Consider the following 18,651-nt stretch of genomic DNA (forward strand, 5'->3'; position numbering starts at 1 on the left):
TAACTTGATCCGTGCCGCTGCCAATCAGTGGTCGGGTTTAGTCGCCCGGGTTATGTGTATTGCGTATAAGCGTCATCAGTCGGGTCTCCCCTATCCCCGCACTCGATGGTGACTGTTTGCAGGGCGCCCCAGGGCGCGCCGGTTCGCACACTCCCGGTCGACTAACCTGCTTACAGCCGCCACCCTTTCGTTGAGTCGCGAACAGGTGGAGGCCCCAACGACGAGTGTGCAAAAAATGAAGAACGTAACCCCGAATCCCCCCCGAAACCGATTCGGTTTCCCCCTACAAATCCGCTGAATCAAAAAAACTCCACGAAGCCGCCGAAAAAGCCCTCGACCATTACCTCAAACCCAAACCCGACCCGCGCAATTCCGTGGATCGCGGCATGCAGATGTTCATGGTCGCGCCTGACCTGAACCCAGAAGCGGTGGCCATTCAGACTTACGAAACGTTTTCGTCGGTGAGCATTCTGCTGCTGGATCTGGCGGACAGCCTCGATGACAAGCCGCGACATCTGGCAATGGCGATCTATCAGTTGAGCGAGATGGGGTTGTTGCTGGCGGAGAAGGCGCTGGATAACGAGCGGGCGATTGCCGTGAAAGTGTGAACATCAAAAGATCGCAGCCTTCGGCAGCTCCTGCAGGATGCACAAAAATCCATGTAGGAGCTTCCGCAGGCTGCGATCCTTAGCTTTTGATGTTCAGGCCGAAGCCGGCAACGGCTGAAAACTGAAGTACTGGCGCAAGGCCTCGACCAGTTGCCCATATTCCGGCGGCGGTCGTTGCAGGCTGAACCCGGTGTCGTAATGCAGCGGGGTTGCGTCTTCGTGGCACCACAGGCAACACGCGGTGAGGTCGATCACCTGCTGGCAACCGTCGCCACACGGGATCTTCAACCGCAGATGGAAATCCACGCCCGTCATCATCGGCAATTGGCTGATGAGCATCAGCCCGTCTTCGGACACGTTGCCCAGAAAGCCAATGGGTTTGTCGGTGACACTGTTGAACACTCTGAGGAAATACGGCAGCTGATGCCGTTCGATCCGGCGGTCGGTAAACATGCGCGTTCGCCATGCATGGCTCTCTCACAGAGCCGCACCTTTGCTTCGGAACGCACCCGTATCGCAGGCACGCTCTCCCCGCTTCCGGTGTGACGGTCGCTAAATCGCCGTCACCTGACCACTCGCCAGTCGCAGGTGTTGCACGGGCACATGGGAGACACGGCTCCAGACCCGATTGATTCGACTATAGCTCAGGCTGTACAACCGGCCAGATTTTGTACGACAACTGCCATCAAAAGCGCGTTGGCCGCACCACTGCTGCTGCACTGCGCGTCGGGTAATGGCCCAGGCTCTGCAAGGTTTCCAGACGGGCGCGGGCGCGGTAGGCGTATTCGCTGTTGGGGTACGAGGCGATGATGAACTGATAGGTCTGCGCCGCATCGACAAACATTTTCTGCCGCTCAAGGCACTGGCCGCGCATCATCGACACTTCCGGCCACACATACGGGCGGGCACGGCTGGCGCGTTCGACCTTGGACAGCTCGAGCATCACTTGCTCGCAATTGCCGCGATCATAGGCGCTGTAGGCGTTGTTCAAATGATGGTTCATCGACCAACGGGTGCAGCCCGTGACGGCGAGGACGCTGAGGGCAAGGGCGGCAATGGGCAACAATCGCATGGGGGTTCTCCTGTCTTGTGCTCTGTATCGACCCCTGGTCGAAAATCTTCAGGCGCGTTTGTCCCAAAGTTACCGCGTTCAATAAAGAAAACAGAAAGTAGTGCAAACGAACAATGACTACACCCCAAGAGCATAGTAGCCTTCGCTAGCGCTTGAACTCAGGAGTCTTTGCATGTCCGTCCGTCGTACCAAAATCGTCGCTACCCTTGGCCCGGCCAGTAACTCGCCGGAAGTTCTCGAACAGCTGATTCTGGCTGGTCTGGACGTCGCCCGTCTGAACTTCTCCCACGGCACCCCCGACGAGCACAAGGCTCGCGCGAAACTGGTGCGTGACCTCGCTGCCAAGCACGGCCGCTTCGTCGCCCTGCTCGGTGACCTGCAAGGCCCGAAAATCCGTATCGCCAAATTCGCCAACAAGAAGATCGAGCTGAAGATCGGTGACCCGTTCACCTTCTCCACCAGCCATCCGTTGACCGAAGGCAACCAGCAAGTGGTCGGCATCGACTACCCGGATCTGGTGAAAGATTGCGGCGTGGGCGACGAGCTGCTGCTCGACGACGGTCGCGTGGTGATGCGCGTTGAAACCGCCACCGCCACTGAACTCAACTGTGTGGTGACCATCGGCGGCCCGCTGTCCGACCACAAAGGCATCAACCGTCGCGGTGGCGGCCTGACCGCTCCGGCCCTGACTGAAAAAGACAAGGCCGACATCAAGCTCGCCGCTGAAATGGAAGTCGACTACCTCGCGGTGTCCTTTCCACGTGACGCAGCTGATATGGAATACGCCCGTCAACTGCGCGACGAAGCCGGCGGTACTGCCTGGCTGGTGGCGAAGATCGAACGCGCCGAAGCCGTGGCCGACGACGAAACCCTCGACGGCCTGATCAAGGCTTCCGACGCCGTGATGGTTGCCCGTGGTGACCTCGGTGTGGAAATCGGCGACGCCGAACTGGTGGGCATTCAGAAGAAAATCATTCTGCACGCACGCCGCCACAACAAGGCTGTGATCGTGGCGACCCAGATGATGGAGTCGATGATCCAGAACCCGATGCCGACCCGCGCCGAAGTGTCCGACGTGGCCAACGCCGTGCTCGACTACACCGACGCCGTGATGCTCTCGGCCGAATCCGCCGCGGGCCTGTATCCGCTGGAAGCCGTGCAAGCGATGGCGCGTATCTGCGTCGGCGCTGAAAAGCACCCGACCGGCAAGACCTCCAGCCACCGCATCGGCAAGGAATTCACCCGCTGCGACGAAAGCATCGCGCTGGCGACCATGTACACCGCCAACCACTTCCCTGGCGTCAAAGCGATCATCGCCCTGACTGAAAGTGGCTACACCCCGCTGATCATGTCGCGCATCCGTTCCTCGGTGCCGATCTACGCCTACTCGCCACACCGCGAGACTCAAGCGCGTGCAGCGATGTTCCGTGGCGTGTACACCATCCCGTTCGATCCGGCTTCGCTGGAACCGCACGAAGTCAGCCAGAAGGCGATCGACGAGCTGGTCAAGCGCGGCGTTGTGGAAAAAGGCGACTGGGTCATCCTGACCAAGGGCGACAGCTACCACACCACCGGCGGCACCAACGGCATGAAGATCCTGCACGTGGGCGACCCGCAGGTCTGAGTGACCGGTTGCTGAAAAACAAAAGCCCCGCCATGTGAATGGCGGGGCTTTTGTTTTCAGACCCAACAAGTGCGGCGTCGGTTCTGACCTCATCGCTGGCAGGCCAGCCCACAGAGTCAGGAGCTGTTGACAATAAAAGGGGTCGACACGCAAATCTGTGGGGGTGGGCTTGCCAGCGATGAGGTCGGCGAGCGCAGTGAAGGTTCAGTGCCGTTTGATAAACCCGGTCAATGCCGCCAACGCCTCAGGTGAACGCAGGCACTGGGTGAACAACGCGCCCTCCTCCTCGATGACTTTGCGAATCTGCTCGCGATCCGGCGCTTTCATCAGGTGTTTGCTGATGCGCACCGCTTCCGGTGGTAACTCATCGAAGCGCAATGCCATTTCCCGTGCCTTGGCCAGTGCTGCTTCGCCGCTGCCCAATGCCTCTGTCGCAATTCCCCACCCGGCGGCCTGCTCGCCACTGAAACTTTCGCCGAGCAACAGCAACTCCGCTGCTTTAGCCTGCCCAAGCAAGCGCGGCAGGATCAGGCTGGAGCCGAACTCCGGGCATAACCCGAGGTTGACGAACGGCATGCGCAACCGCGCATCGCGGCTGACGTAGACCAGATCGCAATGCAGCAACAACGTGGTGCCGATGCCCACCGCCGCTCCGGCCACGGCGGCAATCACCGGTTTGCGACACTCGAGCAAATTGAGCATGAAGTGGAAAACCGGGCTGTCGAGATCGCTCGGCGGTTGCTGGATGAAGTCGGTGATGTCGTTGCCGGCGGTGAAGCACTCGGCGCTGCCGGTGATCATCACGGCGTTGACTTCAGGATCGCTGTCGGCATGCTTCAACGCTTCAGCGAGACGGCTGTACATGGCGCGGGTCAGGGCGTTTTTCTTGTCTGGGCGGTTAAGGCGCAGAGTCAGTAACCCGCGTTCGCGTTCCAGCAGAATGGCTTCGGTCATGACAACTCTCGACAGTGCGGGCCGAGAAGGATCACTGTGGAGAGGGGGTTTATCCCCTCTCCACAGAAAACTTTCGTGCCAATGAATTCAGCGCTCAACCGCGACTAAGAAACACATCAGCCAGCAGTTGATTGCGCGGCAGTCCGGCCAGGTACAGACGCCGGGCAAAGGCGTCGACGCTGGTCGGTGAGCCGCAGACTAAGGCCAGGGTTTGTCTTGAAACAAGGCGCAGTTGTGCCAAAGCGGCGGCTGACTCGGCCGCCGTCCATAGCTCGACACATAGGTTTTCCCGCTGCGCGGCCAGTGCCGCAAGGGGTTTGGCCAGATAGTGCTCGCTGGCGTCATGGGCCAGGTGAATGACGCGGATTGCGCCTTGGTGATCCTGGCGCAAGGCTTCACGCAGCACGCCGAACAACGGGCCCAGACCTGTACCGGCGGCCAGCAACCACAGCGGTCTTGCATGCCAGTCGGGGTCATAATGCAGCGCGCCGCCGCGCAGTTCGCCGAGGCGGATCGGGTCACCGATCTGCAAGCGCCGCGCCGCATCGCTGAATTCACCGGGCTGGCGGCAGTCGAGGTGAAACTCAAGAAAGCGGTCTTCTTCCGGCAGGCTGGCCAGCGAATACGGACGCGCGATGCGATCGATCCACAGCACCAGATGTTGGCCGGCGCCGTAGCGCAAGGGCCGTTTCGGGGTCAGGCGCAGACGCAGGACATTGTCGCTAAGCCAGTCCAGCGCCTCGACGACAGCCGGGCGACCGTCCTCGATCGGGTCGAAAGTGTGCACCTGCAAATCTTCGATCACCTGACACTGACACGCCAGACGCCAACCCTGCTGGCGCTGTTCGGCGCTCAAGGCATCCGGGCGGTTATCTGCCGGCAGGCCTTGTACGCACTGCACCAGGCAGGCATGGCAACTGCCGGCGCGACAACTGTAAGGCACAGCCACGCCGTTCTGGTTGAGTGCATCGAGCAGATTGCTGCTCGCCGCCACCGACCAGTGCCGTTCACCGACGCGAAGTTCAGGCATCGACGTTCTCCCACGCGGCCGCACAGCGGTTGCGCCCGTCACGCTTGGCTCGATAGAGCGCCTGATCGGCGCGCTGCAAGGCGTCGTCCAGATCATCACCCAAGGCCAGTAGCGTCATGCCGGCCGACAAGCTGAGACTGCGCACATTCAAGCCGATCAGTTCGACGTCGGTGAAGGCAATGCGCAGCCGCTCGCAGCAGGCGGTCAGACGCTCGGCGTTGCAGTCGGGCAGCAACACCACGAATTCTTCGCCACCATAACGCGCCAGCACGTCGCCGTCGCGCAAGCATGCCTGGGCAACGCCGGCAAACGCCTGCAATACCTGATCGCCGGCGGCATGACCGTGCAGATCATTGATGCGTTTGAAATGGTCGAGGTCGATCAGCGCCAGACCGTGCAACACGTCGCTGTCCATCGCATTCAGTTCACGCGAGGCCAGGCGCAGAAAATGCCGGCGATTGAACAGGCCGGTGAGTTCGTCGGTGGCGACCAGGTCTTCAAGCTGGCGCATCATCCCGCGCAGGGTGTCCTGATGCGCCTGCAAGGCAAAGCGACGCTGGCGCATGCGTTGGCGCGAGACCTGGACAAAGCGTGCGTAAATCACCAGCCACGCCAGCACCATCGCCAGAATGCACACTTGCAAGGCCGCGAGCGCCGGCTCCGGCAAGCGCATGTGATAGCCGTCCCAGAGAGTGATTGCGCAGAAACTGGAGAACACCAGCAGCGAACAGCGGATGAACGCCCGTCGGCTCAGGTGAAACAGACCGAACAACAGGATCAGCACGTAGAACACCAGAAACGCGCTGCGTGCTTCATCCAGATGGGCGATCAGCCAGGTCTGCCAGCCGAGCCCGAGGAGCACTTGCACTTCCGTCAGGCTGGGATCGGAGAAGCGCAGGTTACGGCCAGACCAGAACAGACCGAACAGGGTGGCCTGAGTGATCACCACCAGCGCGCTGCCAATGGTCACTGTGCTCAAGGACTGGTCGTAATGCCCGGTGAAAAACGCCAGCCACAACAGCACCAAAGCCAATCCATAGGTGGCTGCAGCGAGGGCAAAGCGTTTGAGCAAAAGACGTTGAATGGCGTTATGGGTCAATCGTTGACTCACCGTGCGATTGGAGGCTGACCGAGTGTCCTACTCTACAGACCGGCTGCCACTTTAGTGGCGTAGTCGATAAATGACCACCGATTTTCGGGCTCGAAATTTGACGTCAAATGCATGGCTTGATTGACCTTTATTGATGCCCGCATGAGGTCCCTGTGGCGAGAGGATTTATCCCCGTTTGGCTGCGCAGCAGTCGTAAAACCTATTCATTGGGTGTGACTGAAAGATTGCAGGGGGCCGCTTCGCGACCCAACGGGGATAAATCCCCTCGCCACAGGATTTATCCGACCAAAAGCCAAGGTGTACCCACTACCGAGGCGCGTTATACTGCCGCGCCTTTTTAGCGTCGCGCCAGCAGCCCCGGCGTGCCTTGAAAGGTGCATGCGAGCGACCGATACACCCAAGCCGCAGGCACCTTATTGAATGTTCCCGTCTTTTAGAGGAGCGCGACTCATGACCGTGATCAAGCAAGACGACCTGATTCAGAGCGTTGCCGACGCCCTGCAGTTCATTTCCTATTACCACCCCGTGGATTTCATCCAGGCGATGCACGAAGCCTACCTGCGCGAAGAATCGCCAGCGGCCCGTGACTCGATGGCGCAGATCCTGATCAACTCGCGCATGTGCGCCACCGGCCACCGGCCGATCTGCCAGGACACCGGTATCGTCACCGTGTTTGTCCGCGTAGGTATGGACGTGCGTTGGGATGGCGCCACCATGGGCCTGGACGACATGATCAACGAAGGCGTGCGTCGCGCCTACAACCTGCCGGAAAACGTCCTGCGTGCTTCGATCCTCGCCGACCCGGCGGGCGCTCGTAAAAACACCAAGGACAACACTCCGGCGGTCATCCACTACTCCATCGTCCCGGGCAACACCGTGGAAGTGGACGTAGCGGCCAAGGGCGGCGGTTCCGAGAACAAGTCGAAAATGGCCATGCTCAACCCATCCGACTCGATCGTTGACTGGGTGCTGAAGACCGTTCCGACCATGGGCGCCGGCTGGTGCCCACCGGGCATGCTGGGCATCGGCATCGGCGGCACCGCCGAGAAAGCCGCCGTGATGGCCAAGGAAGTGTTGATGGAATCCATCGACATTCACGAACTCAAAGCCCGTGGCCCGCAGAACCGCATCGAAGAAATGCGTCTGGAGCTGTTCGAGAAGGTCAACCAGTTGGGCATCGGCGCCCAGGGCCTTGGTGGCCTGACCACCGTGCTCGACGTGAAGATCATGGATTACCCGACCCACGCAGCCTCGCTGCCGGTGTGCATGATCCCGAACTGCGCCGCCACCCGTCACGCGCACTTCGTGCTCGACGGTTCCGGCCCGGCTTCGCTGGAAGCGCCACCGCTGGACGCCTACCCGGAAATCGTCTGGGAAGCCGGCCCGTCGGCCCGTCGCGTCAACCTCGACACCCTCACCCCGGAAGACGTGCAGAGCTGGAAGCCGGGCGAAACCGTCCTGCTCAACGGCAAGATGCTCACCGGTCGCGACGCTGCGCACAAGCGCATGGTCGAGATGCTCAACAAAGGTGAAACCCTGCCGGTCGATCTGAAAGGTCGCTTCATCTACTACGTCGGCCCGGTTGATCCGGTCGGTGACGAAGTGGTTGGCCCGGCTGGCCCGACCACCGCCACGCGGATGGACAAGTTCACCCGTCAGATCCTCGAGCAAACCGGCCTGTTGGGCATGATCGGCAAGTCCGAACGCGGCCCGACCGCGATCGAAGCGATCAAGGACAACAAGGCTGTGTATCTGATGGCTGTCGGCGGCGCCGCTTACCTGGTGGCCCAGGCCATCAAGAAGTCCAAGGTGCTGGCATTCGCCGAACTGGGCATGGAAGCGATCTACGAGTTCGAGGTCAAGGACATGCCGGTCACCGTAGCGGTGGACAGCAAAGGTGAGTCGGTACACATCACCGGTCCTGCGATCTGGCAACAGAAGATCAGCGAAAGCCTGGCGGTCGAAGTGCAGTAAGCGCTTTAACGCTGCGAAAAAGGCCGGCCCGTCATACGACGGGCCGGCCTTTTTGTATTCAATGACTTGGAGATAAAAACATCGCCCATGCATACAAATCGGTCTTGCGCACCTGTCAGATCTGACAGGTTACCTCACGCCTGATTATTGCTAGCGTCTTCCCACCCTCGCCCTCCGCGTGCGCAACGGACAAGACCATGGCCGATCAGGAACTGAACATCACCACACCTTCCATTGCCAAGAGTTCGTCGATTGCCACCATCGGCAAAAGTTGGGGGGCCGTCGGACCGACCGGTGCAGCGTCGTTCGAGCTACCGATGCCACTGTCCGCCGGGCGTGGCTGGGATCCGCAACTGTCGCTGACTTACAGCAGCCAGACCGGTAATGGGCCGTTCGGGGTTGGCTGGGGACTTGGCCTCAGTCAGATCAGCCGGCGCACCAACAAGGGCGTACCGCGTTATACCGACCACGACGAGATCATCGGCCATGACGGTGAAGTGTGGATGCCGGAGCTGGAAGCCGACGGCACAATCAAGTTCCGCCATGAATCCACTTATGACAGCGAGAACATCGGCCTACACCGTGTGGTGTGCTACTGGCCACGGGTTGAGGGGGACTTTTCCCTGCGTGAATACTGGCAACGAGAGTCTCGTTCGAAGGAGGCCGCAACGCCTGGTTTCTGGCTGATACACGCTGCCGATGGTTCGTTGCACGTCTACGGCAAAACAGCCGCCTCACGCCGTGAAGACCCACAGGCTCAGGATCGTGTCGGCGCCTGGCTGCTCTGCGAAAGCATGAACACTCACGGCGAACACATCTGTTATCGGTACAAGGCCGATGATCAGGATCCCGACCCGATCCATGACTACAGCGCCCAGCGCTATCTGGAGCGGGTGTGCTACGGCAACTTCACGGCGAGCAAGAAATTGTATGCCTGGGAGGCGGAGGACGCGGCCCAACCGGATTGGCATTTTCAGTTGATCTTCGACTACGGCGAGCGCACTACGTCGCTGACTGAAGTCCCGGTTTACGACGGTGCCAAACTGTTGCCGTGGCCCCTGCGCCCGGACCCCTTTTCAACCTATGGCCAGGGCTTTGCGGTGGGCACCCGTCGTCTCTGTCGGCAAGTACTGATGTTTCATCACTTTCCCACAGCCCCGGGCGAAAAACCTCTGCTGGTTCGGCGTCTGCTGCTGGAATATCACAACCCGCAAACGGTGACACAGTGGTCGTTCAGCCAGATCAGCGCCGCCCACTATCAGGCCTTCGATGCCAGCGGTTACGTGGAAAACACGCCGCCGGTGGAGTTCGACTACTCAGCCTTCGAAATCAATAAAACCCCGACACGCCTGCTGGCAACAGACACGCAGCCGGGCGTCGAAGGCGGCGGGTTCTACCAGTGCGTTGACCTCTACGGCGAAGGCGTGCCGGGCTTTCTCTGCCGCTATGACCAAGGCTGGTACTACCGCGAACCGCTACGCGCAAAAGCAGGTGGTGATGAGATCAGCTATGGACCATGGACCGCGCTGGACAGGATTGCGCTGACTGATCGCAATCGTTCGGTAATGCAATGGCTGACCGATCTGACCGGTGACGGACGTCTCGACTGGATCACCGCACAACCGGGCGCCAGCGGGTTTCGCACGCTGAATGCGCAACGCAACTTCGCCGATTTCGTGCCGTTCAACTCGTTTGCGCTGGAGTTTTCCCACACGCTGGCGCAATTGGCGGACCTCAGCGGTGACGGCCTCAGCTCGATTGCCCTGATTGGTCCGAACTCGGTGCGCCTGTACGCCAACCAGCGAGAGCAAGGATTCGCCCAGGCCGAAGAGGTGCCGCATTCACCACTCGATGACCGCTTGCCGTTATTCAGCGACTCGCCCACTGAACTGGTGCTGCTCGGCAATCTGCTGGGCAGCGACATGCCCGAGTTGTGCCGCATCCGTCATGACGAAATCCGCTGCTGGCCGAACCTGGGTCACGGCCGGTTTGGTGAGGGTCGCAAGATCAGTGACCTGCCCTTCACATACGAGCAATTCGATTCATCGCGGGTACGCCTCGCCGACCTCGATGGCTGCGGGGCACCCGCGCTGATCTATCTGAAGTCCGATGTGTTCGAGATCTATCTGAACCGCGGCGGCAACGGACTGGAACAGATCCCGGTGATCGTACCCTGGCCGCAAGGTGTGCGTTATGACCGCCTGTGCCAGGTAAGCTTCGCCGACCTGCAAGGTTTGGGCTGTGCCAGCCTGATACTGACGGTGCCGCACCTCGCACCGCAGCACTGGCGCTACGATTTCGTCGCGGCCAAACCCTATTTGTTGACGGCCAGCAACAACAACATGGGTTGCAGTACCAGTGTGGTGTATCGCAGTTCCGCCCAGGAATGGCTGGATGAAAAACAGCGGATGCTCAAGCTCAAGCGTCTGCCGGTTTCGCATTTGCCGTTCCCGGTGGCGGTGGTCAAAAAACAACAACAACTGGATGAAGTCACTGGCAACTGCCTGACCCAGGCGTTCACCTGGCGTGAAGGGGTCTACGATGGCAAAGAGCGCGAATTTCGCGGTTTCGGCCACTTGCTGCAAACCGACAGTGAAAGCGCTAGCAGCGATGACGACATCGGCTTCACCGCGCCGGTACGGGTCTGCACCTGGTTCCATACCGGGCAATCGACGGATCGGGCGCGTGACAGCTATTTCAATGAGGATGCGCAAGCCGTCGCACTGGGCGCCACACTGTTCAGCCGTTACCACGCCGGCGACGAAATCGATGAACCCATCGCGCCGCATGACGCCGACAGTGAATACCAGATAGCCCGAGCGCTGGTCGGCTCGGTCACCCGCATCGAAACCTATGCCGATGCGGATATGGATCAGCCGGGCATTGCCACGCCTTATGCGGTGCAAGAGCTACGTTATCTGGTGCGCGAAGTACGGCCCAAAGGGCCATATGCGGCAGCTGTGTTGCTGCCGCTGGTACTGGAAAAAATCAGCTACCAGTACGACCGGTTTATCGACGACCCGCTGTGCCGCCATGAGGTCAATCTGCGCTGGAACGACTTCGGTCTGTCGACCCATGCGTTGGCCGTGAGCTACGCCCGCAGGCTTGTCGACTCGGACACCCCGCCGTTCAGCGATCCCGATGAACAACAGTGGTGGCGCGACGCCCATGACGAGGCGCAGCAATCTTTTTACATCAGCGAAACCCGCGCGCGATACATCAACCTCGACAGTAATCCCCAACAGTGGCGACTGGGCCTGCCGTGGCAACTGCGTGGCAACGCGCTGGTCTTGCCAAAAGGCCCACTGCCTGAGGGACTGTCCGCGAGTGAGGTGTGTTTCGAGCAACTGGCTTTGCATCAGGATTCGCCGCACTGGAACACTCAACGAGTCCTGACGACACAGTCGGTGCAGCGTTATTTGCAGGCGGACGGCTCGCCGCTGGACGACGGTGTGGCCGAGTTCGAAGCACTGGCCGGGCCACTGGAATTGGCGCAGTTGGACAAGACCGCACTGGACGCCTACAACGTGCTGTCGCCGCCGTTCGATATCCGTGTCGAACTGAAAAAGATCGGTTACACCGCCATGCCGTTGCTGTTTGAGGTAGAGCCGGACGATGCCGAAGAAAATCTATGGTCGTCGACATTCGGCTACGCCGAGTACGCCGACCTCAAAGGGTTTCACCAGGTACACGGCTACCACGAAACCCCGAGCCATGGCGTAACCCGCGCCGAATACGACGACTATCGGCTGGCGATCACCCGCGTCGAGTTGCCGGATGGTTGCACCACCCAGGTCGAATACGACTACCACGCGCTGCAACCGCTGCGCATCATCGATGCCAACGAGAATGTCGAGGAGGCGATTTACGAACCCTCCGGCCAGCCACTGGCCACCAGTTTCCACGGTACGGAAAACGGGATGCCTGCCGGTTTCAAACCGTTGAGCGAATACCGCCGACCCGAGGACCATCGCCCGGATACCGCGATTGACGATCCGCAAGAGGCGCTGCAAAAAGCCGCCAGCACCTTGCGCAAGGACTTGTTCAGTTGGATGGGGCAGATCCCGCCCGACAACCGCGCCAGCGGCGAATGGATCGCCAACGGTTACCTCCTGCCCAGCGGCCATATTCGTGCCAGCGCCCGCCGGCGACTCGCGCGAATCGGCAGCCTGACGGCGACAGAACAGAACTTGCGCGAGGCGATCACAACAACACGACGCGAGCCGGTACACAGCGTCGTCCTCAGCGCCGACCGCTACCCCGATGACGCTGTGTCTGCACAGATCCACATCACCAAGGCCTGTGTCGACGGCTTTGGTCGAGCGCTGCAATCCCAGCAGTTGGTTGATCCCGGCCTGGCCTATGCGATGGACACCGACGGCTCGCTGATCGTTGAAGACGGCAAGTTCGTTGAAGTACAAGCCAATCCACGGTGGCGCGTCAGCGCGCGCATCGAATACAACAACAAAGGTCTGGCGGTGCGCCAATTCCGGCCGTTTTTTACCAATCGGCACGGTTATGTCAACGACATATCGCTACGGGCGCTGGGCTACTTTGATCAACTGTTCTATGACGCCCTGGGGCGTGTAATCCGGTTGCTCAACGCCAAGGGTGACTTCTCTCGCGAGACCTATCATCCGTGGTACCACGCCAGCGAAGACTTCAACGACACCGCTGAACCGGTGCCGCCGAAACGGACATCACGGCGTTGAACGCCTCCGTGCATTGGCGCACGCCGTCACTCACGGTGAGTGATAGCCGTGGTCTGAGAGTTCGTCAGGGCGAGTATCTGCGCAGCGTTGCGGGTGAAGATGGAACAGTGACTGTGCTGATCAGCCGTCAGCAGCACGATGTGAATGGCCGATTGGTGGCGCAATGGGATCCGCGCCTGCCCGCCCCCAACGTCTCAACGGTTTACGGGTTGGCTGGCCAGGTCCTGAAAGTCGACAGTGTCGACACCGGCTGGCGCCTGAACCTGCCGGGGCTGGCGGGTGAACCGCTGGAGCGCTGGGACGCGCGCGGCAACCATTGGCACACGACTTTCGACGCTCAGTTGCGGGTGGTGGCGCTCGAGGAAAACGGCGAAGCAGGCGTCGATCTTTTTACCTATGCCGATGCCACCGCCGACGAGCAATACAATCTGCGCGGGCAGTTGCTGGAGCAGCAAGATCGCTCCGGTACTCTGCGCACGGACAGCTTCGCCTTGGGCGGCCAGCCACTGGCAGACACCCGCACTTTTCACGATGGCGCAGCGTTCACCAGTCGCCGGTCTTTCAATGCCCTCGGCGCAACGCTGGAACAGATCGACGCCGGCGGGCATCGCCAGCAATCGTTCCACGGTCTCTCCGGGCTGCTTCAGCAGGTGAAGTTGCTGGTCAATGGCGAGCCAGACTGGCAAACGCCGTTGCTCGATGTGCAGTACAACGCCAGCGGGCAGATCATCGAGCAGCTGGCCGGCAATCGTGTCCTCAGTCAGTGGACGTATGACCCGGCGGACGGCCGTTTGCACACTCAGTCCAGCCGCAAGGACGGCAGCGCAGTCCTGCAGAACCTCGAATATTTCTACGATTCCGTCGGCAATATCACCCGCATCGAAGACCATGCTTTTCAGCCACGTTACTTCGCCAACCAGTTGATCAATGGCCACCGCGACTTCACCTACGACTCGCTCTATCGACTAACCAGCGCCACCGGCTACGACGACGCCCCGCCGCCGGACATTCCCGGCCTGCCGCAACCGGGCGACCCGAACAATCGCCTCAACTACACTCAGACCTATCGGTACGACGACGGTGGCAACCTGATCGAACGGTGTCATGTACGCGCGGGCAACAACTCGACCCGGCAAATGTTCATCGATCTGAAGAGCAATCGTGGGGTGCGCTGGAAAACCGGCGACGAGCCGCCGGATTTCGATGAGCTGTTCGACAGTCACGGTAACCAGAAATCGATGCACCCCGGCAAGCCCCTGACCTGGAATGCCCGCGATGAGCTGGAGAGCGTGACGCTGATCCAGCGTGAAAACGACCGCAGTGACGCCGAGCATTACCGTTACAGCCAGGGCATGCGCGTGTTCAAACGCCACGAAACCTTCGCTGCCAACGCCGAACATTTCCACCAGGTGCGCTACCTGCCGGGACTGGAAATCCGCACCCGCGACAACGGCGAAGAACTGCACGTCATCACTCTCGGCAATGCCCGTTGCCTGCATTGGGCAGCGGAAAAACCCGATGCAATCGCCAATGACCAAATGCGTTACAACCTCGAAGATCATCTCGGCTCCAGCGTGATGGAACTGGATCAAGACGCCGTGATGATCAGCCAGGAAGGCTATTACCCCTTTGGCGAAACCGCGTGGATGGCACCGGATTCGGAAACCACGTACCGCTTCATCCGCTATTCGGGCAAAGAGATGGACGTCAGCGGTTTGTATTACTACGGCGCACGGTATTACGCAGCGTGGTTGCAGCGCTGGGTCAGTGCCGATCCGGCAAGGGATGTGGATGGGCTGAATCTGTACGGATTCGTCGGGAACAACCCGTTAACTTTTGTGGATGAGCAAGGCAACAGCAAAGAGAAATTCGATATCGTCAATTTCTCAAACTTCGTGACCACTCTCGGTGATTACTCCGCCACAACGCTTGACCAGATGCTGAAAGTATCAAGTGGACAGTACGGGACTGAACTGCTGTCGAATGTTGTTGCAGAATCACTGATAGGCACTGCCGGCTTCTTCGCTGGTTATTTCGGCGGCGGGTTCGCAGGCTCAACACTTACCGCCGGTATGCCCGCCGCCGTCGGCTACTTGTTCGAGATGATTGCCATGCACGTCAGCGGCGATATCGGCGAGGCGATCGTCAGCAAATACACGTCCTTTGCAAATATGACAGCGCCATTGATTCCACAAACTTCGGCAATGAGCGTCGCAGCCATTGATCAAAAAATCGGCATCACAGAGCGTTCATCGAGTTTCACACCGGCCGATGCAGCCAACACCTTACTGACCCGCGTCGTCGGATCCTATCTTCCAGGCGTGGGCGCGGCACTGAATATCGGTTCGCGGGTGCAGGAAGCGGAGGACATTAAACAGGGTCTGGATCCGGTCAAGATTGAAAAAATCGAAACGATGCTGTCCGACTGGCGACAAGCCCTCACTTCGCGAATGGCCGATATTGAGAAAGCCTTCAGACGCGTAGGACAAAACACGATCAATTCGGCTGACGTGCTATCTGACAAGAGCCGCTTGATGGCTACCAAGACCATTCGGCTCAGTACCTTGCGAGAGCAGACCAGTGCGATCCTGGGATATATCGAAAGCAGCCAGACCACCCTGAAGTGGTACAAAGAGGACTTGCTGACCGACAACAGATTTTTGCGCGAACAAGCGAAACCAGCGTCGAAATTCCAGACATTTGTTCAGCCCTTCACCAAACACAAATTCACATGAAATACGACCCCGTTTATAGGCGCACTCCAACTGTGGCGGTGGTCGATGGCCGGGGCTCACCGATCCGTCAGGTCAGTTACTTGCGCACTCTGGCAGACGACACACCAAAAGCACTCGTGTCACGTCAGCAACACGATGTGGCCGGCCATCTGGTAGCGCAGCAGGATCCTCGTCTGCCCACTGCGAACCTCACTAATGTCTACTCACTAAACGGTGATGGGGTATTGACCGACAGCGTCGACGCCGGCTGGCGCCTGACCCTGCCGGGGCTTGCCGCTGAGCCATTGCAACGCTGGGATCAGCGCGACAACCATTGGCGCACGACCTTCGATAAGCAACTGCGGGTGATCGCGGTCGAGGAAAATGGTCAGCCCAATGTCGACGTTTTTACTTACGCCGACGCTTCGGCCGTGGCCGGGTACAACCGCCGCGGCCAGTTGCTGGAACAAAAAGACCGTTCCGGTTCGCAGCTCACGGACAGCTTTTCCCTGGCCGGCCAGCCGCTGAGCGAAACCCGCACCTTCCACGATGGTGAGCCGTTCACCACTCACCATGCGTTCAACCCGCTCGGCGCACGGCTGGAGCAGACCGACGCCGGCGGCCATCGGCGACGCTCGCGCTACGGTCTGGCCGGGCAACTCAAGCACACGGAACTGCTGATCAGCGGCACGCTGGACTGGCAAACGCCGTTGCTTGATGCGCAGTACAACGCCAGCGGGCAGATCATCGAGCAGCTGGCCGGCAATCGTGTCCTCAGTCAGTGGACGTATGACCCGGCGGACGGCCGTTTGCACACTCAGTCCAGCCGCAAGGACGGCAGCGCAGTCCTGCAGAACCTCGAATATTTCTACGATTCCGTCGGCAATATCACCCGCATCGAAGACCATGCTTTTCAGCCACGTTACTTCGCCAACCAGTTGATCAATGGCCACCGCGACTTCACCTACGACTCGCTCTATCGACTAACCAGCGCCACCGGCTACGACGACGCCCCGCCGCCGGACATTCCCGGCCTGCCGCAACCGGGCGACCCGAACAATCGCCTCAACTACACTCAGACCTATCGGTACGACGACGGTGGCAACCTGATCGAACGGTGTCATGTACGCGCGGGCAACAACTCGACCCGGCAAATGTTCATCGATCTGAAGAGCAATCGTGGGGTGCGCTGGAAAACCGGCGACGAGCCGCCGGATTTCGATGAGCTGTTCGACAGTCACGGTAACCAGAAAGCGATGCACCCCGGCAAGCCCCTGACCTGGAATGCCCGCGATGAGCTGGAGAGCGTGACGCTGATCCAGCGCGAAAACGACCGCAGTGACGCCGAGCATTACCGTTACAGCCAGGGCATGCGCGTGTTCAAACGCCACGAAACCTTCGCTGCCAACGCCGAACATTTCCACCAGGTGCGCTACCTGCCGGGACTGGAAATCCGCACCCGCGACAACGGCGAAGAACTGCACGTCATCACTCTCGGCAATGCCCGTTGCCTGCATTGGGTCGCGAAAAAACCCGATGCAATCGCCAATGACCAAATGCGTTACAACCTCGAAGATCATCTCGGCTCCAGCGTGATGGAACTGGATCAAGCTGCCGTGATGATCAGCCAGGAAGGCTATTACCCCTTTGGCGAAACCGCGTGGATGGCACCGGATTCGGAAACCACGTACCGCTTCATCCGCTATTCGGGCAAAGAGATGGACGTCAGCGGTTTGTATTACTACGGCGCACGCTATTACGCCGCGTGGTTGCAGCGCTGGGGCAGTGCCGATCCGGCGGGGGATGTGGATGGGCTGAATCTGTATGCATTCGTAGGAAACAATCCAGTTGTATATGTCGATATCAATGGCGAAGGTAAGCAATATCCCCTGCGAGATGCGCTCAACAGTCAGTCCGCAGAATGGGACGCTGCCACAGCGAGAAGAAATCAGACAAAAGCTACCAGCCGCCTGAAGGATCACATGCGCAAGCACACCAACGCGCAACTGGACATTCTCAAGATGACGGAAAACCGGATGCGCGACGCACATGGTCAACTGGAGAGGATGGGCTCTGGTACAGATATCGCACTCGCTTCAACACGCAGAACACTGGTGCTGGTACTCGGGAACGCGATCAGTTGGGGAGTGGGGCTGGCTGTCGGTATCGGCAGTCAGGCACTGGGGGCGGCAGCGCCTGGCGTGGGCAATGTGCTAGGTGTTGGTCTGGGATATGGTGCCAAGTTTGCTGTAAGCGCGGCGTTTGATTATGTCGCGGACAGATCCGGCATGAGTGCATCAGTCAATCTGAAAACATCAAAACTGACATCGACGAAAATCATAAAAAAGGCGGAATACAAGCAGATGGACTTTGGCGAGTACGTCCAGGCCAAATTGGTCAACATGAATTTCACCAATCAGAAATCTGTGTTGAAGGGCGCTAAGGAGACCACAAAAACAGGTTCTGGGTTGCTCCTCAAAAAATTGGTTACCGAGGTCGGTGCCGAAGGGCTAGGCGCGATCAGCAGTGGAATAAGCGTGTTGTTGGGCCTGCCGGAAATCGTTGATGAAACGATCGGCGCCATAAACGAAAAATCGATTGAAAAAATGGAAACATTCGAAATCGCAGTAGGGCAACTCGCTCAGGATATTGATAAGCATATGTCAAAAGTCGAGGACTTTGCCGCAGCGCTTGATGTCACCCGCATCAGCGGTGTCGACATTCATGAACTGCGTGAGCAGAGCAACAGGGTGATCGGTGCCCTCAATGATCTGTCAGACACGATTCGCACTCATCGAATCGGCCATAAGCACGCGGCATGAGCAAGCCCATCGTTGCATGCTATCTTGCCC

General features: G+C 59.5%; 11 protein-coding genes. 6 read left to right on the forward strand and 5 right to left on the reverse strand.

Features of this window, described 5'->3' with window-relative positions; genetic code table 11:
- The first annotated feature begins 254 nt into the window (after positions 1 to 254).
- A complete protein-coding gene (locus PSH79_RS21505; RefSeq protein WP_305444048.1) occupies positions 255 to 608 on the forward strand; it encodes a DUF6124 family protein in 354 nt (117 codons plus the stop codon).
- Positions 609 to 701: 93 nt separating this feature from the next.
- Here the strand turns inward: PSH79_RS21505 and PSH79_RS21510 are convergent, their stop codons facing one another.
- Together PSH79_RS21510 and PSH79_RS21515 are read right to left on the reverse strand one after the other, a co-directional pair.
- Positions 702 to 1,061, reverse strand: coding sequence for a PilZ domain-containing protein (locus PSH79_RS21510; protein WP_305439478.1), 360 nt, complete (start codon positions 1,059 to 1,061; stop codon positions 702 to 704).
- 232 nt (positions 1,062 to 1,293) lie between these two features.
- Complete coding sequence (locus PSH79_RS21515) at positions 1,294 to 1,680, reverse strand: tol-pal system YbgF family protein (protein WP_042560673.1); 387 nt, start codon at positions 1,678 to 1,680, stop codon at positions 1,294 to 1,296.
- A 172-nt stretch (positions 1,681 to 1,852) separates the two neighbouring features.
- On the opposite strand from PSH79_RS21515, the gene pyk reads away from it, so the two are divergent.
- Positions 1,853 to 3,304, forward strand: coding sequence for a pyruvate kinase (gene pyk, locus PSH79_RS21520; RefSeq protein ID WP_305439479.1), 1,452 nt, complete (start codon positions 1,853 to 1,855; stop codon positions 3,302 to 3,304).
- Positions 3,305 to 3,508: 204 nt separating this feature from the next.
- Here the strand turns inward: pyk and PSH79_RS21525 are convergent, their stop codons facing one another.
- The 3 genes from PSH79_RS21525 to PSH79_RS21535 form a co-directional block, all read right to left on the reverse strand.
- The gene (locus tag PSH79_RS21525) at positions 3,509 to 4,258 is read right to left on the reverse strand and encodes an enoyl-CoA hydratase-related protein (protein WP_305439480.1); all 750 of its coding nucleotides are present in this window, start codon (positions 4,256 to 4,258) and stop codon (positions 3,509 to 3,511) included.
- A gap of 94 nt (positions 4,259 to 4,352) precedes the next feature.
- Positions 4,353 to 5,288 carry an iron-sulfur-binding ferredoxin reductase gene (locus PSH79_RS21530; RefSeq protein WP_305439481.1) on the reverse strand — a complete coding sequence of 312 codons (936 nt, stop codon included), beginning with the start codon at positions 5,286 to 5,288 and terminating at the stop codon, positions 4,353 to 4,355.
- On the reverse strand, positions 5,281 to 6,387 hold the full coding sequence (locus PSH79_RS21535) for a diguanylate cyclase (RefSeq protein WP_305439483.1): 1,107 nt from the start codon (positions 6,385 to 6,387) through the stop codon (positions 5,281 to 5,283). The genes PSH79_RS21530 and PSH79_RS21535 overlap by 8 nt, the downstream gene beginning before the upstream one ends.
- Positions 6,388 to 6,849: 462 nt before the next feature.
- Here PSH79_RS21535 and PSH79_RS21540 point away from each other — a divergent pair, with 462 nt between their 5' ends.
- The 4 genes from PSH79_RS21540 to PSH79_RS21555 all read left to right on the forward strand — a co-directional run bounded on the left by PSH79_RS21540 (position 6,850) and on the right by PSH79_RS21555 (position 18,621).
- Complete coding sequence (locus tag PSH79_RS21540; RefSeq protein WP_007916251.1) at positions 6,850 to 8,373, forward strand: fumarate hydratase; 1,524 nt, start codon at positions 6,850 to 6,852, stop codon at positions 8,371 to 8,373.
- 197 nt (positions 8,374 to 8,570) lie between these two features.
- Complete coding sequence (locus PSH79_RS21545; RefSeq protein WP_305439485.1) at positions 8,571 to 13,085, forward strand: SpvB/TcaC N-terminal domain-containing protein; 4,515 nt, start codon at positions 8,571 to 8,573, stop codon at positions 13,083 to 13,085.
- Positions 13,082 to 15,820, forward strand: a complete 2,739-nt coding sequence (locus PSH79_RS21550) for an RHS repeat domain-containing protein (RefSeq protein WP_305439486.1) — start codon at positions 13,082 to 13,084, stop codon at positions 15,818 to 15,820. The genes PSH79_RS21545 and PSH79_RS21550 overlap by 4 nt, the downstream gene beginning before the upstream one ends.
- Positions 15,817 to 18,621, forward strand: a complete 2,805-nt coding sequence (locus PSH79_RS21555; RefSeq protein ID WP_305439487.1) for an RHS repeat domain-containing protein — start codon at positions 15,817 to 15,819, stop codon at positions 18,619 to 18,621. Before PSH79_RS21550 ends, PSH79_RS21555 begins: the two co-directional genes overlap by 4 nt.
- The last annotated feature ends 30 nt before the right edge of the window (positions 18,622 to 18,651 follow it).

The sequence above is a fragment of the Pseudomonas sp. FP2196 genome (assembly GCF_030687715.1).
In the GTDB taxonomy this organism is placed as follows: domain Bacteria; phylum Pseudomonadota; class Gammaproteobacteria; order Pseudomonadales; family Pseudomonadaceae; genus Aquipseudomonas.